This is a genomic window from Methylobacterium gnaphalii, from assembly GCF_007992215.1.
Classification (GTDB): Bacteria; Pseudomonadota; Alphaproteobacteria; order Rhizobiales; family Beijerinckiaceae; genus Methylobacterium; species Methylobacterium gnaphalii.
Window position 1 is genome coordinate 64,505 of sequence record NZ_BJZV01000015.1, and the last position, 21,056, is coordinate 85,560.

The window sequence follows — 21,056 nt, forward strand, 5'->3', positions numbered from 1 at the left end:
GCTCGGCAGCGTGTCGCGTCATCGGCCCCGTCACCCCCTGGTGGCGGGGCTTTTTGCTGGACCGTTAGCGGTCGCCGATCCGTAGCAGGACCTTGCCGCGCGCCGCGCGTTTCTGAAGGATGCCGAGAGCCTCCGCGTAATCCGTGAGCGGCAGGACGCCATGGACCTTGGCCGTCAGGCGTCCCTCCGCCGCCCAGGCCAGCAATTGCTCCTGATTGGCGCGGTGCGCCGCCGGCTCGCGCTCGACGAACGCGCCCCAATGCACGCCCTGCACGTCGACGCCCTTCAGCATGACGATGTTGAGCGGAAATCTCGGGATCTCGCCGGCCGCGAAGCCGATCACGAGGTAGCGACCCCGCCAGCCGAGCGAACGCAACGCCGGTTCGGCGTGCTCGCCCCCAACCGCATCGTAGATCACGTCGACGCCGCACTCCCCGGTCAGTCGGCGCAGGGCCTCGCGGATGTTGTCGGCGGTATAGTCGACGAGATCGTCCGCGCCGTGCTCGCGCGCCGTCTCCAACTTCTCCGCCGAGGAGGCGCAGGCGATGACGCGTGCGCCCAGAATCCTGCCGATCTCGACCGCCGCGAGTCCAACCCCGCCGGATGCGCCGAGCACTGCGAGCGTCTCGCCCGGCTGAATCCGGGCCCGGTCGCGCAGCGCATGCAGCGTGGTGCCGTAGGTGATCGTCAGCCCGGCCGCGATCTCGTCGGAGAGATCCTCTGGCACCCGCGTCAGGTGCCGTGTCCCGATCGCGATCCTCTCGCGGCACATGCCGTGGGTGGCGTGGACGATGACGCGGTCGCCGATGGAGAACCCTTCTGTGTCCTCGCCCAGCGCCTCCACGATCCCGCAGGCCTCGCCGCCGGGCGAGAATGGCAGGTCGGGTTTCACTTGGTAGCGGCCGGCGATGATCAGCGTGTCCGCGAAGTTGAGCGCCGCGACCGTTATCCGCACCACGGCCTCGCCAGGCCCCGCCACCGGGTCGGGCAGATCCGCAATCGACAGATCCTCCGGCCCGCCGAGCCGGGTGCACAACAGAGCCTTCATGCGGCGTCCTCCCTCGCGGATCGGCATAAGCCGAAGCGCGAGGGGAAAGCGAGGGCTCGCGTCAGCCGCGCTCGTAGGTCCCAGTGAGCAGGCCCTTGGCGAGCACATGGCCCTTCATGGCGTCGATGATGTCGCCGCGCCCTGGCGAGGGCGGCAGATGCAGCGCCGCGTCGAGCGCATAGACCTCGAACAGGTAGCGGTGCGGCCCGTGCCCACGTGGCGGGTCGGGCGGCAGCCACGCATTGCGTTGGAACGAGTTGCGGCCAAGGTCGTGCCGTCCGCCCTCCGAGCCGCTGCCGGCGAAATCCCCCTCCGGCAGCGCCGCGTCTCCCGCTCCTTCATTCCAGGTAATGAGGTGAACAAGCGGCCGCGGCACCGGCGCGTCCGGGTCTTCGACGACGAGCACGACACTGCCGGTGCCCGCCGGCAAATTGCTCCACGACAGGGGCGGCGAAAGGCCTCCGCCGTCATCGGTGTAGCGCGCAGGAATGGCCCCGCCATCCGAGAAGGCCTCGCTCGCGACGGCGATGGTGGCCGGCACATCTGCGAAGACCGAGTGGTAGAGCGACTTCTCGAGCCCCGCCCTGACGCTCGACAGGGCCTCGCCCAGCGCGTGGGGCATCTTCTCCAGCATGGCGTCTCCTCGGCGCCGTAGGCGGACTGCGCCTACGCTCCAAGGAAGAAACGGGCCAAACGTCCGGCGGGTCCCGGTCAGTCCTTCCGCGCGGCCACCATGTAGTTCACCGCCGTGTCGCGGCTCTTGCGCCAGGTGTTGTTGAGCGGATCGAACACCACACCGGCCGTATCGAAGACCGACAGGCCGCCAGCCTCCAGATCCGCGGTCAGCTCGTCGGGCTTCACGAACTTTTCCCAGTCATGCGTGCCCTTGGGTAGCCAGTTCAGCACGTATTCCGCGCCGACGATGGCCAACGCGAAGGAGCGCATCGTCCGGTTGAGCGTCGCGGCAAAGAGCAATCCGCCGGGCTTCACCGCAGCACAGCAGGTTGCGAGGAAAGCCGAGCGGTCGACGACGTGCTCGACCACCTCCATGGCGAGCACGATGTCGAAGCGCTCGCCCCGCTCGACCACGCTCTCGATGGTCTCGGCCCGGTAATCGGCCGTCACGCCCTCGGCCTCGGCATGGGCGCGCGCCACGGCAATGTTCTTCTCGGCCGGATCGAGACCGGTGACGCCGGCGCCGAGCCGGGCCAGCGGCTCGGACAGCACCCCGCCGCCGCAACCGACGTCGACGAGGCTCAGGCCCTCCAGCGCGAAGGGCCGGTTCGGATCGCGGCCGAAATGGCGGCAAGCCTCATCGCGAATATAAGCGAGGCGCACCGGGTTGAAGCGATGCAGAACGCGCATCGGCCCATTCGCATCCCACCACGTCGCGGCCTGCGCATCGAAGCGCGCGACCTCTTCCCGATCGACCGACGCCGCCATCACTCGAACACTCCGCAAACCCTCAGCCGACGAACAGCCATTGCGGCCATCGCATTGACACCTTCGAGAGGCCCTTGTACCCGCCGAGCGCCTCCCCGGTACAGCGGCCGTGATCCTTTCGCGGCATCGCGAACGGCTTCGGGCTCCCCGAATACGATGGCACGGCAGAGAAGGGACGGCGCGGACGCGATATGCCCCGATTGGTGATGAAGTTCGGCGGCACATCGGTCGCCAATGTCGACCGGATCCGCAACGTGGCCGCCCACGTGGCCCGCGAGGTCGCGGCCGGCTACGAGGTCGCGGTGGTGGTCTCGGCAATGTCCGGCAAGACCAACGAGCTGGTCGCGTGGGTCAAGGATGCCAACGACCTCTACGACGAGACCGAGTACGACGCCGTCGTCGCCTCGGGCGAGCTCGTCACGGCTGGCTTGCTGGCCATTGCCCTGCAAAAGAACGGCATCAAGGCTCGCTCCTGGCAGGGCTGGCAGATCCCGATCGAGACCTCGGACGCGCATGGCTCCGCCCGCATCGAGGCGATCGACCCCAAGAATCTCAATGCCGGCTTCGCGCGCGGCGAGGTCGCGGTGATCGCAGGCTTCCAGGGCGTTCATACCAAAACCGGCCGCGTCGCGACGCTCGGCCGCGGCGGCTCCGATACCAGCGCGGTGGCGGTTGCCGCCGCGATCGGCGCCGAGCGCTGTGACATTTATACGGACGTGGACGGCGTCTACACCACCGATCCCCGCGTCGTGCCGAAGGCCCAGCGCATGGAGCGCGTGACCTTCGAGGAAATGCTCGAGATGGCCTCGCTCGGCGCCAAGGTGCTGCAGGTGCGCTCTGTCGAGCTCGCCATGGTGCACCGCGTGCCAACGACGGTGCGCTCATCCTTCGATCCCCCCGACGCGGCGCGTCCGGGCACCCTCATCTGCGACGAGGACGCTATCGTGGAACAGCAGATCATCACCGGGATCGCCTTCTCGAAAGACGAGGCCCAGGTCACGCTTCGCTCGGTCAAGGACAGCCCCGGTGTCGCCGCGGCGATCTTCGGCCCGCTGGCGGATGCCAACATCAACGTCGACATGATCATCCAGACCGTCTCGGGCGATCAGTCCACGACGGACATGACCTTCACCGTACCGGCAGCGGATTACCAGCGTTCGCGGGCGATCCTGGACGCGCAGCGCGAGCGCATCCAGTTCGGCCAGATCGAGGGCGCCACCGACGTCGTGAAGGTGTCGGCCATCGGCGTGGGCATGCGCTCGCACGCAGGCGTTGCAGCCAAGGCGTTCCGGGCCCTCGCGGAGAAGGGAATCAACATCCGCGCGATCACCACCTCGGAAATCAAGTTCTCCGTGTTGATCGATGCCGCCTACACGGAGCTTGCCGTTCGCACGCTCCACTCGCTATACGGCCTCGATCAGGCCTGACCGTACTCGCCGCATCGTGATGTGCCACTGCCGCGGCAGCCGGCACGTTTGGTGGTTGCATCGGCTGAACACGGATTGACGACTCGATGCCCGCTGCGCCCGGAGGCCCGCGCCTGCTGCTGCGCAGGCTCCGCGAAGCAATGGCGGAGCCGGTCAGCGCACAAGCACGCCTCGACCGCATCGTTGTCCTCATCGCTGCCAACGTCATCGCCGAGGTTTGTTCGGTCTATGTCTTGCGCGACGACAACACGCTCGAGCTGTTCGCGACCGAGGGCCTGAACCGCGATGCCGTGCACATCACGCGGCTGCGCGCCGATGAAGGCCTCGTCGGCCTGATCGCGCGGCAAGCCGAGCCGCTCTCGCTCTCGGACGCGCAATCGCACCCGAACTTCTCCTATCGGCCCGAGACCGGGGAAGAGATCTACCACGCCTTCCTCGGCGTGCCGCTTCTCCGCGCTGGCAACACGCTCGGCGTGCTCGTCGTCCAGAACAAGACCTACCGCGTCTATTCCGACGAGGAGATCGAGGCGCTCCAGACCACCGCCATGGTGCTCGCGGAGATGATCGCTTCCGGCGAGTTGCAGGCGCTCACCCCCGGCGCCGGCAGCGCCGCTCGTCGTCCGGTCAGCCAGCGCGGCGTGGCGCTCGCCGATGGCATCGGCCTCGGCCACGTCGTGCTGCATGAGCCGCGCATCGTGGTGAAGCGCCTGATCGCCGAGAGCGTCGAGCTCGAGGTCGAGCGCCTCGAGGCGGCGATCGAGGATGTTCGCTCGGCCATCGATGAGCTCGTTGAGCGGGGAGACGGCATCGGCTCGGGCGAATCCCGCGAGGTGCTGGAGACCGTGCGCATGTTCGCGCACGACAAGGGCTGGCTGCGTCGCATGCGCGAAGCCGTCCAATCAGGCCTCACGGCCGAAGCCGCCGTCGAGCGCGTCCAGTCCGACAACCGCGCGCGGATGTTGCGCCAGTCCGACCCCTATCTGCGCGACCGCCTGCACGATCTCGACGACCTCGCCAACCGGCTGCTGCGCCGCCTCGTCGGCCAGGAGACGGGAAGCGTCGCCGCGATGCCCGAAAACGCGATCCTCGTCGCGCGCTCCATGGGCCCGGCGGCGCTCCTCGATTACGAGCGGGCCAACCTGCGCGGCGTCGTGCTGGAGGAAGGCGGTCCGACCAGCCACATCGCCATCGTCGCGCGCGCGCTCGGCATCCCCGCGGTCGGCGAGATCGCCAACGCCACGGCGCTCTGCGACTCGGGCGATGCGATCATCGTCGACGGCGCCTCCGGCGAGATCCAGGTGCGGCCCACACCCGAGATCGAGGCGGCTTATGCCGAGCAGGCCCGCCTGCGCGCCCGTCGCCAGGCTCAGTACCGGGCTCTCCGCGACGTCCCGGCCTTGACCCGCGACAAGGTCCGCATCGGGCTTCACCTCAACGCCGGCCTGCTGATCGACCTCACCCATCTCGCCGAGACCGGCGCCGAGGGCATTGGGCTGTTCCGCACCGAACTGCAATTCATGGTGGCGCAGCGCATGCCGTCGGCCGCCGAGCAGCAGACGCTCTACGAGTCGGTCTTTGCCGCCACTGGCGACCTGCCGGTCACGATCCGCACCCTCGACATCGGCGGCGACAAGATCCTGCCCTACATGCCGGCCCTCGAAGAGGAGAACCCGGCGCTCGGCTGGCGCGCGATACGCATCGGCCTCGATCGCCCTGCCCTGTTGCGCGTGCAGCTCCGCGCGCTCCTGAAGGCGGCGGCCGGGCGGCCCCTCAGGATCATGTTCCCGATGGTCGCGACGGTGGAGGAATTCACCCGTGCCCGGGGCATCGTCGATCGCGAGAAGGCGCATCTGCGCCGGCACGGCTACGTGCTGCCGAGCGATTGCAAGCTCGGCGTCATGGTCGAGGTGCCCTCGCTGCTGTTCCAGATCGACGAGATCGCCCGCGAGGCGGACTTCCTCTCGGTCGGCTCCAACGACCTGATGCAGTTTCTGTTCGCGGTCGACCGCGACAATCGCCGGGTTGCGGACCGCTTCGATCCGCTCTGCGGCGCCGCCATGCGCGCTTTCCGGGTGATTGCGGATCGCGCCACGGCTGTCGGTTGCCCTGTGACCGTCTGCGGCGAGATCGGCGGCCGCCCCCTGGAGACCATGGCGCTGATCGGCCTCGGCTTCCGCAACTTTTCGATGTCGCCGGCCGCGATCGGTCCGGTGAAGGCCATGGTCCTGTCGATCGAGGCGGAGGAAGTCCGCGCCTTCATCGAGACGGAACTGGCCAAGGCGACGGACGGAGCCTCGCTCCGATCCGCCCTCACCTCCTTCGCGAAGGCGAAGGGCGTGCCTATCTAGCTGCCTTCGGTCCGACTGACGCAGCCCGCCCCTCGCTCCGAGGCCCTTTCTCGATTCCAGTCCCGCAGGACGATGACACCCATTCCCCCCGAGCGCCTCGACGCGATCCTGGCGCGCCACGACATCGTCACCGCCATGCTGAGTTCCGGCTCGGCCGAGGCAGACAGCTTCGTCGCGCTTTCCCGCGAATTGTCGGAGCTGGACGGCGTCGTCGCCGCGATTCATGCCTATCGCGCCGCCATGGACAACCTCTCCGGCATCGAGAGCCTGATCGACGGAGGCGATGCCGAGATGCGCGCGCTCGCCGCTGACGAGAAGCCCGAGGCCGAGGCGGCCCTGGAGGCGGCGCACCGCAACCTGCAGCTCATCCTGCTGCCGAAGGACGCCGCCGACGAGAAGAGCGCCATCCTCGAAATCCGCGCCGGCACGGGCGGAGACGAGGCTGCCCTGTTCGCGGGCGACCTGTTCCGGATGTACGCGAAATACGCGGAGACCAAGGGCTGGCGCGTCGATGTGATCTCGCAGAGCGAGGGCACGATGGGCGGCTATCGCGAAATCTTCGCCGAGGTGAACGGAAAAGGTGTATTCTCACGCCTCAAGTTCGAGAGCGGCGCCCACCGTGTGCAGCGCGTACCCGAGACGGAGACTCAAGGTCGCATCCACACCTCGGCGGCCACCGTCGCCGTGCTGCCGGAGGCCGAGGAGGTCGATATCGTCGTCAACGATGCCGATCTGAAGATCGATACGATGCGGGCGCAGGGCGCCGGTGGCCAGCACGTCAACAAGACGGAATCAGCCATCCGCGTGACGCATATCCCGTCGGGGATCGTCGTGTTCGTCCAGGAGGAGCGCTCGCAGCATAAGAACCGCGCCAGGGCGATGTCGTTGCTGCGTGCGAAACTGTTCGACGCCGAGCGGACCGCGAAAGACTCGGCGCGCGCCGCGGACCGCAAGGCCCAGGTCGGCTCGGGCGATCGTTCGGAGCGCATCCGCACCTACAACTTCCCACAGGCGCGGGTGACCGATCACCGCATCAACCTGACACTCTACAAGCTTGAAGAAGTCATGGCGGGCACCGCCCTCGACGAGGTCATCGACGCCCTCATCACCGAGCACCAGGCCGAGTTGCTGGCGGCCGAGGGCATGGCGTGAGCGGTGCAAACTACCGACATTGCGTGCGAAGCGAAGCGGTCGAGAGCCGCACCCGCAAGGCCGGCACTTTGGCGCTGCATGGCTTCGCGTTGTTCGCAGTGACGGTCTAGGCAGCTCAGATGACCATCGCCTTCGAGCCCGGTCTCTCCCGAGCGACCGCCCGGATTCGGATGGCTGAAGAATTGGAACGGACCGGCATAGCCGAGGGCCGCGGCGATGCGCGCTTTCTCCTGCTTCATCTCCTCGGCCTGACACAGACGGATCTGTCCCTGCGCGGCAACGAGCCCATCGGCCCGGTCGGGGCCGAAACCCTCACCGACGCGCTCCAGCGGCGTCTCGCGGGAGAGCCCGTGGCCCGTATCCTCGGCGAATGGGAGTTTCGGGGCCTGACCTTCGCCCTGTCGCCCGAGACCTTGGTGCCGCGGCCGGACACCGAAACCCTCGTCGACACAGCCCTCCGGCTGGTCGCGCACCCGTCACCGACCGTTCTCGATCTCGGCACCGGCTCGGGCTGCATCCTGGTCGCGCTCCTGAGCGCGTGGCCGGGCGCGCGCGGCATCGGCATCGACCGCTCGCAGGATGCCGTCGCCACCGCGCGGCGGAACGCAGCTGCCAACGGCGTTGCCGATCGCAGCCTCTTCCTGCGCGGCGATTGGTGCGAGGCCGTTCGCGGCCCTTTCGACCTGATCGTCTCGAACCCGCCCTATATCGCCAGCTCCGTGATCCCGACGCTCGCCGAGGAGGTGCGCGAGCACGATCCGATGGCCGGCCTCGATGGCGGAGCGGACGGCCTCGACGCCTACAGGTCGATCATCGGCGCCCTCGGCACGCGGCCGGAGCTGCTTGCGCCGGGCGGACGGCTGATGCTGGAGATCGGCTACGATCAGGCAGAGACCGTCGGTGCGCTGGCGCCGGGCGCCGGACTGGTCGTGGAGGGTATTGCGCGTGATCTCGCCGGCCACTCCCGAGTCGTCACGCTTCGGCCATCGTCGGATGTCACGTCTGCGTGCAACACAGGTGCATGATGATTGCAACGGCACGAAAAAATGCTTGTTGCGGGGGCCGGCAACCATTACGTTACGGGTGTAGATCGTGAATGACCCAATAGGACGGGTCGCGGCAGGATCGGTTTCGATCGGCACCGCCTCCGGTTCGGGCGATCTCCCCACCATCGAGCGGAGGCACACCCGGCATCGCTGCCGAGGTCGCCGCCAAGCACGATGGCATCGAACCTGACAGTCGAAGGTCATCCCGCGGCAACGCCTGGAGGCGGGCACGGGCAGCGACTGGACGAGACGACGGCACGCACGACGTGAAGGATCGCGGATCGATCGGCGAGGCACCCACTCGGGAGCATGGTGCTCGGCGGTGGACGACCCGCACAGGCCGCCGGTCCGCCCCTGTCAGAGATTGTTTCTGCTACGAGCGAAGGGTCAATCGAGGCCGATGAGACCAAACCAGAACAGACGGATGCGCGGCCGCAACCGGCCCAAGGGTCCGAACCCGCTGACCCGGTCGTATGAATCCAACGGCCCCGACGTCAAGATCCGCGGCACCGCCCAGCACATCGCCGACAAATACGCTCAGCTCGCGCGCGACGCGCTGGCGAGCGGTGATCCCGTCGCTGCGGAGAATTACTTCCAGCACGGCGAGCACTATTTCCGGATCATCACCGGCGCCCAGGAGCCAAACCGCCCGCAGGCCTCGCAGGGCTACGCTCGCAACGGCTTCGAGGACGAGGACGAGGGCGACGAGGACATTCAGGGCCAGAATGGCGCCGAGCAGGGCCGCCAGGGTTACGGCGCCGACGAGTACGGCGATCCCGGCCAGCAGCCCCAGCCCTACGAGCGCCAGGACTTCGAACCCCGCCAGCAGCACCGCGGCAACGATCGCCAAGATCGTCACCACGGCCAGGATCGCGGCGATCGTCCGCAACGGTTCCAGAACCGCAACGATCGCGGCGACCGCCCGCAGCGCTTCGACAATCGCCAGGACTACAATCGCGGCGATTACCGCCAGGATCAGCCCCGGCACGAACAGCCGCGCCAGGAGTACGGGCGGCAGGACCAGGGTCGCTCCGAGCCAGGCCGCCAGGATTACGGCCGGCCGGATTATTCCCGCCAGGATGCGCCTCGCCAGGAAGTGTCGCGGAACGATCAGTTCAACCAGGATCAGCCGCGCTACGAGAACGGCCGCGGCAACTACAACCGTCAGGATGGCGGCCGGCCGGAGCGTAACCGTCAGGATGCGGGGCGCCAGGAAGGACGTCAGGACGCGCAGCGTCAGGAACCGAGCCGCGAAGACGCGCCTCCGCCGCGGAATGAGCAGCCGCGCCGCGAGCGCCGCCGCGACGAGGGCCATCGCGCGGCTGCTGACGAGACGTCGGCGCTGCCCGCTTTCCTGATGACGGCGACGCGCAATCCTGCGCCTGCCCCGGAATCACCCCCCGAACCGGCCCGCGCCGCGCCGGAGCCCGTCGCGGCTCCCCAGCACGAGGTAGCCTCGGACGAGGCGGCGCCCGCACCGAAGCCCCGCCGTCGCCGGACACGCTACAAGGCCGGTGAAGAAGGCGCGGCTCCGGAGAAGCCCGAGGTGGCCGACGCCGGCGAGTGATCGCCGAGTTCCCGTTCCAAAACACGAGAGCCGCCCTTACCGGGCGGCTCTTTTCGTTTCGGGCAATGCGCTGCCGAGCGACCCGGACGCCTACGAGATGTAGTTCACCAGCGTGAGCTTCGAGAGCATCGAGGTGACCTGGTAGCTGGCCTGAAGCTGCGTCTGTAGAGTCATGAGCTTGGCCGCCACTTCTTCCGTCGAGATCTGCTCGACGCCCTGGACCGAGTCGAGCAGCGTGTTCTTGGTCGACTGCGCCTGCGTCTTGGCGTCGGCCATGGTGCTCGACGCGATTCCGAACTCGCCCACCATATCGGCGACGCTGGTCTGATTGTCGGCCGGCTGCACCAGCCCCTGCACCCGGCTGGCGGTAGCTTGGTAGCGCGCCGCGTCCTGCGTCCCGGTCGCATCTGTGAAGCTATCGGCGGCGAGCACTGCGAAGGCAGCGAGCGTGTCGCGCAGAGGCTGCTCGTTGGCTCGCGCGCCGATGGCTACGGAGCGGTCGGCGCCGATCTGAACGCTGGCCGTGGCACGCGGATCGGTCGCCGCGTCGTCGCCCGTGTACCAGATCACCGTGCTCTTGCTGGCGGTGTCCGCATAGCCGTTGCCGTCGGCGGAGACGCGGCGCGGGGCAAGGCCGGCCGAGGATGAGCCGTCGAAGAAATTATCGGCGGCACGCACGGCGGAGCTCGCCGACAGCGCCGTCTTGCCGGTCTGCTGAAGCGCATTCGAGAGCGCGGCGGAGACGTTGGCGGCAGTCTGGGCGGGCGTCGCACCGATGGCGAAGCTGCTCGTCGAGGCCGGATCCGCCGTCGCGGCCGCGGTCAGGGTGATGCTCTGGGTCGTGCCGTCGCGCATTCCGACCGTGAGCGTAATGGTGTCGCCGGCAGCCGGCGTGCCCACCGAGAGCTGCATCGAGGCCGGGGTGCCGCCCGTAAAGGTGGCCGAGACGCCGGGCTGGCTGGCGCTCTGCACGCTCGCGATCGATGCGCTGCCGAGAAGCGTCTTCAGGTTCGCGGCCGTGTCGGCTGGCGTCGCGCCGATGGCGAAGCTGTCCGTCGAGCCGCTCGCGACGTTCGTTCTTGCCGTCAGGTCGAGGATCTTCTGGCTTCCGTCTGGCTGCAGCACCGCCACGCGCACACGGTCGCCATCGCTCGGCTGGCTGGCGAAGGACAGGTCGACCGTCGCCGCCGTGCCGGCGGTCAGGTTCGCCGCGATGCCGCTGGTGTTCGAACTGGTGGCAGAGAGCAGTGAGAAACCGAAATTCGCCCGCGCCTCGGCGTTGGGATCCTCGGTGAGGCTCACCGTCGTGCCGCTTTGCGCATGTGTCAGCCGGCCGTTGTTGCCGGGGCCGAGATCCGCTTTCCGCTGCTCGGCGATGAGGTCCTTCAGGCCCGCGAGCCCGGCAATGGGGTCGCCGTTCAGCATGAGGTCCGACGACACCACGGGCGCCGTGTCGGTCGTGCGTCCGCCGAAGATGTATTTGCCGGCCGCGCTCTGGTTCAGGGCGTCGATCGCGCCGTCGAGGCCCGACTTGGCGAGCGCCACGCTGGTGGTGATGCCGGTGCTGGTGCTCGATTGCAGGTTGGCGCTCAGGCTGGTGCCGAGCGTGTCGGCGAGCTTCTTGATCTGCGTCAGGCTGGTGGCGGCGAGGCTCACCCGCGTCGTCGCGCCGGTGATCGCGGCGACGTAGCCGTCGAGCGAGCTGATCGTGGCATGCGCACTGAGTGCGGTGGTGCGAGCCGAGCCGAGACCGCCATACGTGTCGGCGGTGCGGCCGGTGGAGAGCTGGCTCGTCAGTCCATCGAGGCGGCTCTTGAGCGTGAGCAGGCTCGCGGTGTTACGATCGGCGGCGTAGCTGCCTGCGGCGAAGGAGTTGATCGTCGTCATGATGCGCCCCGTCAGATGCGCAGAAGCGTGTCGAGCATGTCGCGCGCGGCAGTGAGCACGCGCGCGTTGGCGGTGTAGGCGGTCTGCAGCTCGATGAGCTTCGACATCTCTTCGTCGATATTGACGCCGGACTGACTCGCGAACCGGCTCTGCGCCGTGGCGAGCGCGATGCCCTGGCCCTCGTCGAGGTCCTCTGCCGACGATGCCGCGGCGCCCTGCGAGGCAATGATCGACTGAGCAAACCCGGTCACGCTGGACGATGTCGGTGCGTTGACGCCGCCGACTCCGCTGGCGGCCGAGAAAGTCCGCTGCGTGTTGTTGAGGGCGTTGTAGAGTGCCTGCGGCCGCGACGAATCGCTGACCCCAGCGGCGGTCTGCGTCACCAGCATCGCGGTGTTCGTCGCCACCGCCGGGTTGATGGCGATGCGCTGCGCGAAGCCGGTGAGTTGCGATCCGCCATCGAACGAGCCGGTATAGAGCCCGTTCTTGTTGCCGGAATCCACGAACAGCGCGAGCTGCGTGCCGGTGCCCTTGTCGGTGGGCGAGGCTGGCTGCGTGACGCTGGCATTGGCGGCAAGCAGGGTCGGACCGCCATTCGACAGGATGCGGACCGTGCCCGATGCCCCGCTGGCGCTAACATCGTAGCTCGACCCGAGCTTGGCGGAGATCGCGGATGCGATGTCGGCGGCGCTGGGCGTGGCGGGCGGTGCCGGGATGGTGAACGGGACGACCGTAGCGTTGGGATCGTCCGTCAGCGACGCATCGGGATTGGCTGGCGGCGTCAGGTAGGACGGCATCAGGATCAGGTTGCGCGTTCCCGAAGCGTCCTTGACGGTCAGGGTGATCGCATTGCCGGCCTTGAGACCCGACAGGTCTATGTCGAAGCCGGATTTTCCACCCGCAGTGACGGCGGTGCCGGTCGCCTGGTTGTCCGACATCGCCCGCGACAGGCCGGCGGCGAGATCGTCCATCTGGCGCTGCGCCTGCGGCAGGATCGTGTCGCGCATCTCCAGCGCACCCGCGATCGAGCCGGACCGGATGGCGCCGGAGGCAACGAGGTCGATCGTGGCGCCTCCGGGCGTCTTCGCCGTGATGGTGCCGACGCCGCGCTTCGAGGGATCGGTCGAGTAGGCGGCATCCGGCGAGAGCGTGCCGCGCGTGTCGAAGGACAGCACCGTCGGATTGCCGCGGTCGACCAGGGTAACGCCCGTCGTCGTGATCAGGTTGATCGTGCCGTCGGATTGCTGGACCGTCTGCACGTCCATCAGGGCGGAGAGCGAGTTTACAGCCTGATCGCGCTGGTCGAGCAGATCGGCCTTGTTGGCGTCGCTGCTGGCCTGCGAGACCCGCGTGTTGAGGTCGGCAATCGACTTCAGAAGCTGGTTGGCCTGCGTGGTGTCCTGCGAGAGCTGTGACTCCATCGCAGTGCGCAGGTCCTGCACGCTGCCCGCGATGCCGCCGATCTGGGAGGCGAGGCTCTGCGCGCTCGTCACCACGGCCGAGCGGGCCGCCGCCGAGCTCGGATCCGAGGCCAGCGTCTGCAGGGCCGAGGAGAAGCCGTTGACCAAACCGTCGAGCGAGGTCGAGCTGCCCGGCGTGCCGTAGAGCTTGTCGATCTGCGCGTAGACGCTCGACAAGACCGTCGTATAGGCGGCGCCCGAGGTCTCGAGCCTGAGCTGCTTCAGCGCGGCCGCGTCGAGGCTTCGGTTGATCGTTCCGGTCGCCACGCCCGCATTGCCCGGGCCCGTCGTGACGGGATCGAGCGTGCGGCGGACGTAGCCGACGGTGCCGGCATTCGCGATGTTCTGGGAGACGATGCCAAGCTGGGCCTGCGTCAGCTTGAGACCGGCCGTCGACGTATTCAGGGCGTTGAGGGACACCTGATGCCTCCACTCGAACGGGCTTCGATGCACTCTGCCGAAGAGGTCTCCGGAGGGCGCATCATCGGATCGGCAGCAACCTCAGCCACGCTCAGCGGATGATGTTGATCAGGTCGGACATCATCGTCTGCGCCGTCGAGATGACGCGCGTGTTCGCAGAATACGCCTGCTGGGTTACGATCATCTTAGAGAACTCGCCGGCAATGTCGGTATTCGACTGCTCGATGTTGCCGCCGACGATGGTCGTGCCCTTGAGCCCCGAGATCGGCACGCCCGAGGCATCCGTCTGCTGATAGTTGCCGAGCGAATCTGGCTTCAGTCCGTCGTCGTTGGTGAAGTGCACGACGTTGATGTTGGCTAGCGTCAGGGTGGCGCCGTTCGAGTAGGTGCCCGTGATCTTGCCGTCCTCGGAGACGTCCACCGAGTTCAGCGTGCCGGAGGCATAGCCGTTCTGCTGCAGGGTGTTGGTCGTGGCACCGCCGTTGCTCGATGCGTACTCGGTCAGGCCGCCCGCGCCGTAGTTCAGGCTGACATTGCCGACGGTCGCACCGTCCACGGTGAGATTGGGGATCGTGATCGACGTCGCCGAGGGCGAGGTGAGCTGGCCGCTGGCGTTGAAGCTGAAGGCCTGCCCGACATTGGTCCAGCTCGTGGTCGTGCCCGTCACCGAGGTGCTGTTGGCATAGAACAAGTTCCAGGTGTCACTGGTCGGGGGGGTCGCCGCCGCATCCGCATTCGAGACCTTGGCCCAGCGCGTCGTGACCGCGACGGGTGATCCGGCGGCGGTATAGGCCGTCAGCTGCGGCCCCTGGATGCTGCTATCGAGAAAGGCCTGGCTGTTGGCGGCCGACACGGTGGCCGTTCCGGCCCCGCTCAGGATGCGGGGATCCGAGCCATCCGGGAAGGCCGTGAGGAGTTCCGAGCCGGCAGTGGTCGTGGTCTTGGCGGTGGCCGGTGTCTTCGGCAGGTTCGCCGAATAGGTGATCGTGGTCGTCGCCTTGGCCGGCAGCACCGTGTTCGAGATCTTGATCGGTCCGTTGGCCGTGGCTTGTCCCGTCACCGGATCGAGCATGGTGCCCGTGAGGTAGGAGCCCGCCCCGTTGACCAGGTAGCCGTCCTTGTCAGGCGCGAAGTCGCCGCGGCGCGTGTAGAGATTGCTGGCCGAGAAGGTGGTGTTGCCGCTCGCATCCGAGGTCTTCTTCTGAACGACGAAGAACCCCTCGCCGTTCAGTGCCATATTCGTGCTGACGCCCGTCGAGGACAGGTTGCCCTGGATGGTGTTGGTGAGCTGCGAATAGGCTGCAACGCTGCCGGCGACTTCGTGGCGCGCGTTCTGCTCGGCAATCAGGTCGACGAAGCTCGTATCGATGCGCTTGTAGCCCGTCGTCTGCGAATTCGCGATGTTCCCGGAGATGTTGTCCAGGGCGTAGGACTGCGCCTTCAGTCCCGAGACCGCCGTCTGCATCGCGGTGAAAACGTCCATGGCCGGTACTCCTTCTGCCGTACGCGCGGCTCAGCCCTCGAACAGGCCCGCGCAACGCCCGTGCCAGACCTAAGGCCTTGATATTCCTCGCTGCGCGGAGTTGGCACGCGGCAGATTTCGGCCCGACAAGCGGCAGGACCGGCAAGTGTTGCCGAGTGCGTTCGTCGTTTACGTACCGTTATCGGCAGGCCCGCTAGGGTCGCGTCTCCTGCGCTCCAAATGCGGGAACGGAACGATTCGATGCGGCCTGCCAAACGGACGAGTCTCGTCAACCTGATCTACTTCTCGCGGCTGAACCTCGCAGCCGACGCGCCCTCACGCGCGCGTCAGATCAGCGAGATCACCAAACATGCGCAGAAGAAGAACGAGTTCTCGGTGATCACGAGCTTCCTGATCGTGGAAGGCAGCTTCGCCGTTCAGATCATCGAGGGCGAGCGGATGTCCGTGAACGAGACCTTCCAGCGGATCTCGGCCGATACCCGCCACCGCGATCTGAAGATCGTGGAATGGCGCGAGATCAACAAACGGGCCTTCGTCACGTCCTTCACCACCGGTGTGCGCAGCAGCGCCACCGAAATCCACTTCAACAAGGCGGGCTTGCTGCCGATGCTCCAACGCGGAACGCCGAAGAGCAGCACGATCCACAATCTCGCCACTACGCTTCAGCAAGACACGATGTCGAAGCAGGGCATCGATCATCTCTTCGTCTGATACGTCATGCCGGAAGCTTTCGAGAGCGCCATGAGCGACGTCCCCGCCATTCTGATTGTCGATGATCAGCCGAAGCTGCTTCGGCTTGTCATCGAACTTCTGACGCGACTCGGCTTCCCCGAGGTCGAGGGCGTCTCCGATGCCTTCGAGGCGCTCGAGCGGATGCGCGCCCGGAAATACGCCCTGGTGATCTGTGACCTGAACCTCGAGCCGATGGACGGCCTGACGCTGCTGCGCGAGGTTCGCGCCGACAACGCCCTGATGAACACGCCCTTCATCCTGACCGAGGCGACCTTCGACTTCGAGGACGTGAACGTCGCCCATCTTGCCGGCGCCGACGCGTTCCTGCTGAAGCCCTTCGACATCGCACTCCTGAAAACCAAGCTGAAGCAGGTCCTCAACCGCAAGCCGCGCCGCCGCGAGGCGCCGCTGCCGATGGAATCGACGCTCAGCCAGGAATTCCCGCTGCTCGGCAAGATCTGAGGATAGGCACCGCCGGCGCTGCGGTTGCCCACCGCACTTCCCAAAAAACGAACCGCCATCCCTTCGACAGCGCGGACCGCTTCCCCTAACTGCTGATCGAAAGGATCACCGGGAGGGATTGGCCGCGTGTCTCATCGCTCGACGCTTCTCGCGCTCGTTCTGGCGCTCACCTGCGGGGTGTCCGCTGCGCGGGCCGAAGACTGGCCCGCCTTCGGCGGCGATCACAGCAATCGCCACGCCTCGTCCCTCGATGCGATCAACCGGGACAATGTGAGCAGGCTGCGCCCGGCCTGGATCTTCCAGACCGGCCAGACCGGCTACTTCCAGGCCGAGCCGGTGGTGATCGACGGCAGGATGTATGTCTCGACGACCCACAATCACGTCGCCGCGCTCGATGCGAAGACGGGCGCGGTGATCTGGACCTACACTCACAAGGCGCGAACGGAAAAAATCTTCGGGCCTCCCTCGAACCGCGGCGTCGCCGTCTCCGGCGGCCTCGTCTACGAGGCGACGATGGACGGGCGCGTCATCGCCCTCGATGCCAAGACCGGCAGGCTCGTCTGGGACATCGAGGCGGTGCGCCCCGAGGAAGGCGAGACCGAGACGGCCATCGCGCTCGCGGCCGGCCTCGGCGACAAGCCGGTCCAGGGATCGAGCCGGCTGGGCTTCAAGATGCCGCCGCTCGTCGCCGACGGCCTCGTCATCGTCGGCGTGACGGGGGCCGGCTACGGGCTGCACGTCGAGGATGCCAAGGGCGGCCTCGACGGCGGCTCGGTGGTGGGCATCGAGGGTGGCTATGGCCGCCGCGGCTGGCTCGCGGCCTACGATGCGCGGACCGGCGAGGAGCGCTGGCGCTGGTACGTTACCAAGCAGGATGGCTGGGAGGGCGACTTTGTCGAGAAGACCGACGACGGCCTGCCGCTCCACCGCGACATCGCCGCGGAAAAGGCCGCGGCCGAGAAGAACCGCGACGCCTGGAAGGTCGGCGGCGGCTCGCTCTGGATGACGCCGGCCTACGACCCGGATCTCGGCCTGATCTATCTCGGCACCGGTAATCCGGCCCCACAGAACTTCGGGCTGACCCGGCCCGGCGACAATCTCTACACGATGAGCCTCGTCGCCCTCGACGTGAAGACGGGCGCCTTGCGCTGGCACTTCCAGCAGGTGCCGCACGAGACCTGGGGCTACGACGTCGCCAGCCCGCCCTTCCTCCTCGACTGGCCCGGCGACAAGGGGCCGGTGAAGGCCGTCGCCGAGGCGAGCAAGCTCGGCTGGATCTATGTTCACGACCGCAAGGACGGGCGCCTGCTCGGTAAATCCGCGCCGCTGATCACCCAAAAGAACCTGTTTCAGCCGCCGAGCCCGGAGGGAACGGTGGTGAGCCCGGGTCCCCTCGGTGCGGTCTCCTGGCATCCGGTCTCCTTCGACGCGAGGACGGGTCTCGCCTTCGCGCAAGTCCGGCACGGGGCGGCGACCTACACGGTGAAGACGGTCTCGGGCGGCCAGGGCAAGCCCGACATCCGCTATACCGAGACAAGCGAGGCGCGGGGCGAGCCGGCCCATAGCACGCTGACCGCCGTCGACCTGTCGAAGGGCGGCACCATCGCCTGGAGCATCAAGGCCGGCAGCCGGCTCTCCGGCGGAACCTTGGCGACCGCAGGCGGCATCGTCTTCTCCGGCGAGGAAGACGGCCATCTCGATGCCCACGACACGCGAGACGGCAAGCTGCTCTGGCGCTTCCAGTGCGGCGCCGGCATCGGCGGCCCGCCGGTGACCTACGCCATCGACGGCCGGCAATATGTGGCGGTGGCGGCCGGCGGCTCGTCCTTCACCAAGGCCTCGGGCTTCGGCACAGGGGACGCACTGGTCGTCTTCGCTCTAGCGGATCAATAGAATCTGTTCGGCTGATGGGGATTGGGCGAACCCAGCCAGCGCCGGCGGTGACCTCACACCCGCTCTTCATCCTGAGACACGGTGATCGGCAGACGTATTGCCGTCGAAACGGCGACCATATCCGCCACTTCGTCCATTTCGCCGTGATTGCGAGCGCAGCAAGCAATGATGGGGGGCGTCTGAGAGCCGTCTCGCAAGACGACACAACAAAAAAGGCGGATCCTTTCGGACCCGCCCTTTTTGTTTCGACCAAATTGTCGGCTTAGCGCTTCGAGAACTGGAAGCTGCGGCGAGCCTTCTTGCGGCCGTACTTCTTACGCTCGACGACGCGCGGATCGCGCGTCAGGAAGCCTTCGCGCTTGAGCGGCGAGCGCAGCTCGGGCTCGTAGTAGGTCAGGGCCTTCGACAGGCCGTGGCGCACGGCGCCGGCCTGGCCGGAGAGACCGCCGCCCTTCACCGTGACGGTGATGTCGTACTGGTCGACGCGGCTGACGATCTCGAGCGGCTGGCGCAGGATCATGCGCAGCACCGGACGAGCGAAGTAGGCCTCGATGGTGCGGCCGTTGACGACCACGGTGCCCTTGCCCGGCTTGATCCAGACGCGGGCGATGGCGTCCTTGCGCTTGCCGGTGGCGTAGGCGCGGCCCTGCTTGTCCAGCTTCTGGACGTGGACCGGAGCCTCCTGCTCGGGATTGCCCGTGGCGGTGTTCGACCGGTTGAGGTCGGAGAGGGACTGAAGCGTCGCCATGATCAAGCGCTCACGTTCTTGCGGTTGAGGGCGCCGACGTCGAGCGCCTGCGGCTGCTGTGCTTCGTGGGGGTGCTCGGCGCCCTTGTAGACGCGCAGATTGCCCATGATCTGGCGGAACAGCGGGCCGCGCGGCAGCATGCGCTCGACGGCCTTCTCGACCACACGCTCGGGGAAGCGTCCCTCAAGGATGTACTTGGCCGAGCGCTCCTTGATGCCACCCGGATAGCCGGTGTGGTGATAGTAGTTCTTCTGAACGTACTTGCGGCCGGTGAACTTCACCTTCTCCGCGTTGATGACGATGACATTATCGCCGCAATCGACATGGGGCGTGTAGGCAGCTTTGTGCTTGCCACGCAGCCGCATCGCCACGATCGAGGCGAGACGGCCGACAACGAGGCCCTCCGCGTCGATCACGAGCCACTTCTTGTCGACGTCGGCGGGCTTCAGCGAGGTGGTCTTCATGGCTGATCCGTGCCGTTTCTATGAAACTAAGGCGCCGCCGCGTCTGGGAGACGCAGCGGCGTTCGGGCGGTCCTTACGGGCTGGGCAGCGGCCCGTCAAGTTCCCTTCGGCAATTTTCCGACTCTCTAAGCTTTTTCAATAGTTTAACGTATGCGGTATCAGAGTACCGCATATGATGAGCGTTATTCGGGCGGCCGACCCGTCGTCCGAGTCAGGCACGGCCAAGGCTCACCGACAGTCTTGGCGACCATCGATCGATCGCGCCAAGCTGGGTCCAAAAGAGGGCATCCGGCGAGCTGTGACATATTCTCTTATCGATGGGTTCTGCAGGTGCTCGCGAGGCGGTTCGTGAGCGCGCCACAGCGGCCCCATGCTGCCCCGTCGCCCCTCGAATCCGCAATGGTTAACAAAAGGTTAGCGTGGATGGTTGAATTTTTGAGACCAGTTGGCGAAGCACCCTGCCCCGAAATGGGGCGATGCAAAGGCACTGTGCTTTTTCTGCACTATTGCTAGCTTAGCCATACCGTAAGTTGGGGTGGTTCATTCGGAACTGAGTCGGAGACCACGATGATCACCTCCACCACCAAGCGCGTCGTTCTGCTCGCTTTCGCTGCCGCTGTCGCTCTCAACGCCTCCGCTTGCATCGGCAAGGGCAAGGCTCCCCCGCCGGCCCCGGCTCCGGTCATCTCCAAGTACTGATTTCTGAAGACCAGTATTTTATCGACCGGTCTCCGAAATAGACGGCCCTGGGGCTCGCGACGAGCGAGCCCCTTCTCATTTCAGCCGCCGCCTCGTGACCCCCATACGATAACGCTGTTGGAGCTCTGGCCCATGGCCGACATTCGCGATTTGGCTGGACATGTCCGGACGACGCGGACCTGGAGCCGCCTCCCGCTTCTCGCCCTGACCGCGGGCCTTCTCGCCCTCGGCATGACCGGCCAGCCGGCCGACGCCGCCCGCGGAGGTTCTGAAACCGCGCAAGCGGCCACACGCGGCAAGCAACTCTACGCCATCGAATTCCGCTCGCGCTACGCGCTGAGCTACGGCCATACTTTCATCATGTACGGCCGCCTCAATGCGAAGGGTCAGCTCGTTGACCGCGTGGTGGCCGGTCTGCATCCGGCGGGCGACAGCCCGCAGCCCTGGATGCTCGGGCACATCGTTCCCGTGAAGTCTGAGACCGGTCCGAGCGACGGTGACCTCGAAGACAAGTACGTCTCCGCGCGCTACCGGGTCACCGTTGAGGAGCCCGAGTTCCGACGGATCGTCGCCTACATCAAGAACAAGCAGGCCAATTCCGGCACCTGGCACGCGATCTTCAACAATTGCAGCGGCTGGGTCGCCGATGTCGGCCGCTATATGGGGCTGAGCGCACCCAACTCGCTCGCGATGCCGGAAGACTTCATCAACGGCATGAAGCGGATGAACGAAGGCAACGATCGCCGGACGGCCCAGTCACTCGCCGCAGCGCAGTGA

18 protein-coding genes are annotated in these 21,056 nt (G+C 66.9%); 10 read left to right on the top strand and 8 right to left on the bottom strand.

Going from position 1 to position 21,056, the window contains the following annotated elements:
- Window positions 1-64: 64 nt before the first annotated feature.
- From MGN01_RS14305 to ubiG, 3 genes are all read right to left on the bottom strand, one after another.
- A complete protein-coding gene (locus tag MGN01_RS14305; protein WP_147047418.1) occupies window positions 65-1,048 on the bottom strand; it encodes an NADPH:quinone oxidoreductase family protein in 984 nt (327 codons plus the stop codon).
- A 61-nt stretch (window positions 1,049-1,109) separates the two neighbouring features.
- Window positions 1,110-1,682 (bottom strand): YbhB/YbcL family Raf kinase inhibitor-like protein, encoded by a 573-nt coding sequence (locus MGN01_RS14310; protein WP_147047420.1) that lies wholly within the window; start codon window positions 1,680-1,682, stop codon window positions 1,110-1,112.
- 77 nt (window positions 1,683-1,759) lie between these two features.
- The gene (ubiG, locus tag MGN01_RS14315; protein WP_147047422.1) at window positions 1,760-2,491 is read right to left on the bottom strand and encodes a bifunctional 2-polyprenyl-6-hydroxyphenol methylase/3-demethylubiquinol 3-O-methyltransferase UbiG; all 732 of its coding nucleotides are present in this window, start codon (window positions 2,489-2,491) and stop codon (window positions 1,760-1,762) included.
- A 191-nt stretch (window positions 2,492-2,682) separates the two neighbouring features.
- Between ubiG and MGN01_RS14320 the strand changes: the two genes are divergently transcribed.
- From MGN01_RS14320 to MGN01_RS14340, 5 genes are all read left to right on the top strand, one after another.
- Window positions 2,683-3,918: an aspartate kinase gene (locus MGN01_RS14320; protein WP_147047424.1), complete on the top strand. Its 1,236-nt coding sequence runs from the start codon at window positions 2,683-2,685 to the stop codon at window positions 3,916-3,918.
- Window positions 3,919-4,004: 86 nt separating this feature from the next.
- Complete coding sequence (gene ptsP, locus MGN01_RS14325) at window positions 4,005-6,266, top strand: phosphoenolpyruvate--protein phosphotransferase (RefSeq protein WP_147047426.1); 2,262 nt, start codon at window positions 4,005-4,007, stop codon at window positions 6,264-6,266.
- A gap of 72 nt (window positions 6,267-6,338) precedes the next feature.
- Window positions 6,339-7,418, top strand: a complete 1,080-nt coding sequence (gene prfA, locus MGN01_RS14330; protein ID WP_147047427.1) for a peptide chain release factor 1 — start codon at window positions 6,339-6,341, stop codon at window positions 7,416-7,418.
- 119 nt (window positions 7,419-7,537) lie between these two features.
- Window positions 7,538-8,443, top strand: coding sequence for a peptide chain release factor N(5)-glutamine methyltransferase (prmC, locus tag MGN01_RS14335; RefSeq protein ID WP_147047429.1), 906 nt, complete (start codon window positions 7,538-7,540; stop codon window positions 8,441-8,443).
- Window positions 8,444-8,888: 445 nt separating this feature from the next.
- Window positions 8,889-10,031, top strand: coding sequence for a DUF4167 domain-containing protein (locus MGN01_RS14340; RefSeq protein WP_147047431.1), 1,143 nt, complete (start codon window positions 8,889-8,891; stop codon window positions 10,029-10,031).
- 90 nt (window positions 10,032-10,121) lie between these two features.
- On the opposite strand, the gene MGN01_RS14345 is transcribed toward MGN01_RS14340, so the two are convergent.
- The 3 genes from MGN01_RS14345 to MGN01_RS14355 all read right to left on the bottom strand — a co-directional run bounded on the left by MGN01_RS14345 (window position 10,122) and on the right by MGN01_RS14355 (window position 15,281).
- Window positions 10,122-11,918, bottom strand: coding sequence for a hypothetical protein (locus MGN01_RS14345; RefSeq protein ID WP_147047432.1), 1,797 nt, complete (start codon window positions 11,916-11,918; stop codon window positions 10,122-10,124).
- A gap of 11 nt (window positions 11,919-11,929) precedes the next feature.
- Window positions 11,930-13,798 carry a flagellar hook-associated protein FlgK gene (flgK, locus tag MGN01_RS14350; RefSeq protein ID WP_147047434.1) on the bottom strand — a complete coding sequence of 623 codons (1,869 nt, stop codon included), beginning with the start codon at window positions 13,796-13,798 and terminating at the stop codon, window positions 11,930-11,932.
- 91 nt (window positions 13,799-13,889) lie between these two features.
- On the bottom strand, window positions 13,890-15,281 hold the full coding sequence (locus MGN01_RS14355) for a flagellar hook protein FlgE (RefSeq protein WP_147047436.1): 1,392 nt from the start codon (window positions 15,279-15,281) through the stop codon (window positions 13,890-13,892).
- Window positions 15,282-15,521: 240 nt separating this feature from the next.
- Here MGN01_RS14355 and MGN01_RS14360 point away from each other — a divergent pair, with 240 nt between their 5' ends.
- From MGN01_RS14360 to MGN01_RS14370, 3 genes are all read left to right on the top strand, one after another.
- A complete protein-coding gene (locus tag MGN01_RS14360; protein ID WP_147047438.1) occupies window positions 15,522-15,992 on the top strand; it encodes a BLUF domain-containing protein in 471 nt (156 codons plus the stop codon).
- A gap of 30 nt (window positions 15,993-16,022) precedes the next feature.
- A complete protein-coding gene (locus tag MGN01_RS14365; protein WP_147047440.1) occupies window positions 16,023-16,475 on the top strand; it encodes a response regulator in 453 nt (150 codons plus the stop codon).
- A 159-nt stretch (window positions 16,476-16,634) separates the two neighbouring features.
- Complete coding sequence (locus tag MGN01_RS14370; protein ID WP_238257516.1) at window positions 16,635-18,368, top strand: pyrroloquinoline quinone-dependent dehydrogenase; 1,734 nt, start codon at window positions 16,635-16,637, stop codon at window positions 18,366-18,368.
- A 262-nt stretch (window positions 18,369-18,630) separates the two neighbouring features.
- Here MGN01_RS14370 and rpsI read toward each other — a convergent pair whose 3' ends face one another.
- Entirely contained in the window at window positions 18,631-19,116 is a 486-nt protein-coding gene (rpsI, locus tag MGN01_RS14375) for a 30S ribosomal protein S9 (protein ID WP_147047443.1), read from the bottom strand.
- A 2-nt stretch (window positions 19,117-19,118) separates the two neighbouring features.
- The gene (gene rplM, locus MGN01_RS14380) at window positions 19,119-19,580 is read right to left on the bottom strand and encodes a 50S ribosomal protein L13 (RefSeq protein ID WP_147047445.1); all 462 of its coding nucleotides are present in this window, start codon (window positions 19,578-19,580) and stop codon (window positions 19,119-19,121) included.
- 567 nt (window positions 19,581-20,147) lie between these two features.
- Here rplM and MGN01_RS24400 point away from each other — a divergent pair.
- Window positions 20,148-20,279 carry a hypothetical protein gene (locus tag MGN01_RS24400; protein WP_267922459.1) on the top strand — a complete coding sequence of 44 codons (132 nt, stop codon included), beginning with the start codon at window positions 20,148-20,150 and terminating at the stop codon, window positions 20,277-20,279.
- Window positions 20,280-20,411: 132 nt separating this feature from the next.
- On the top strand, window positions 20,412-21,056 hold the full coding sequence (locus MGN01_RS14385; RefSeq protein ID WP_147047447.1) for a hypothetical protein: 645 nt from the start codon (window positions 20,412-20,414) through the stop codon (window positions 21,054-21,056).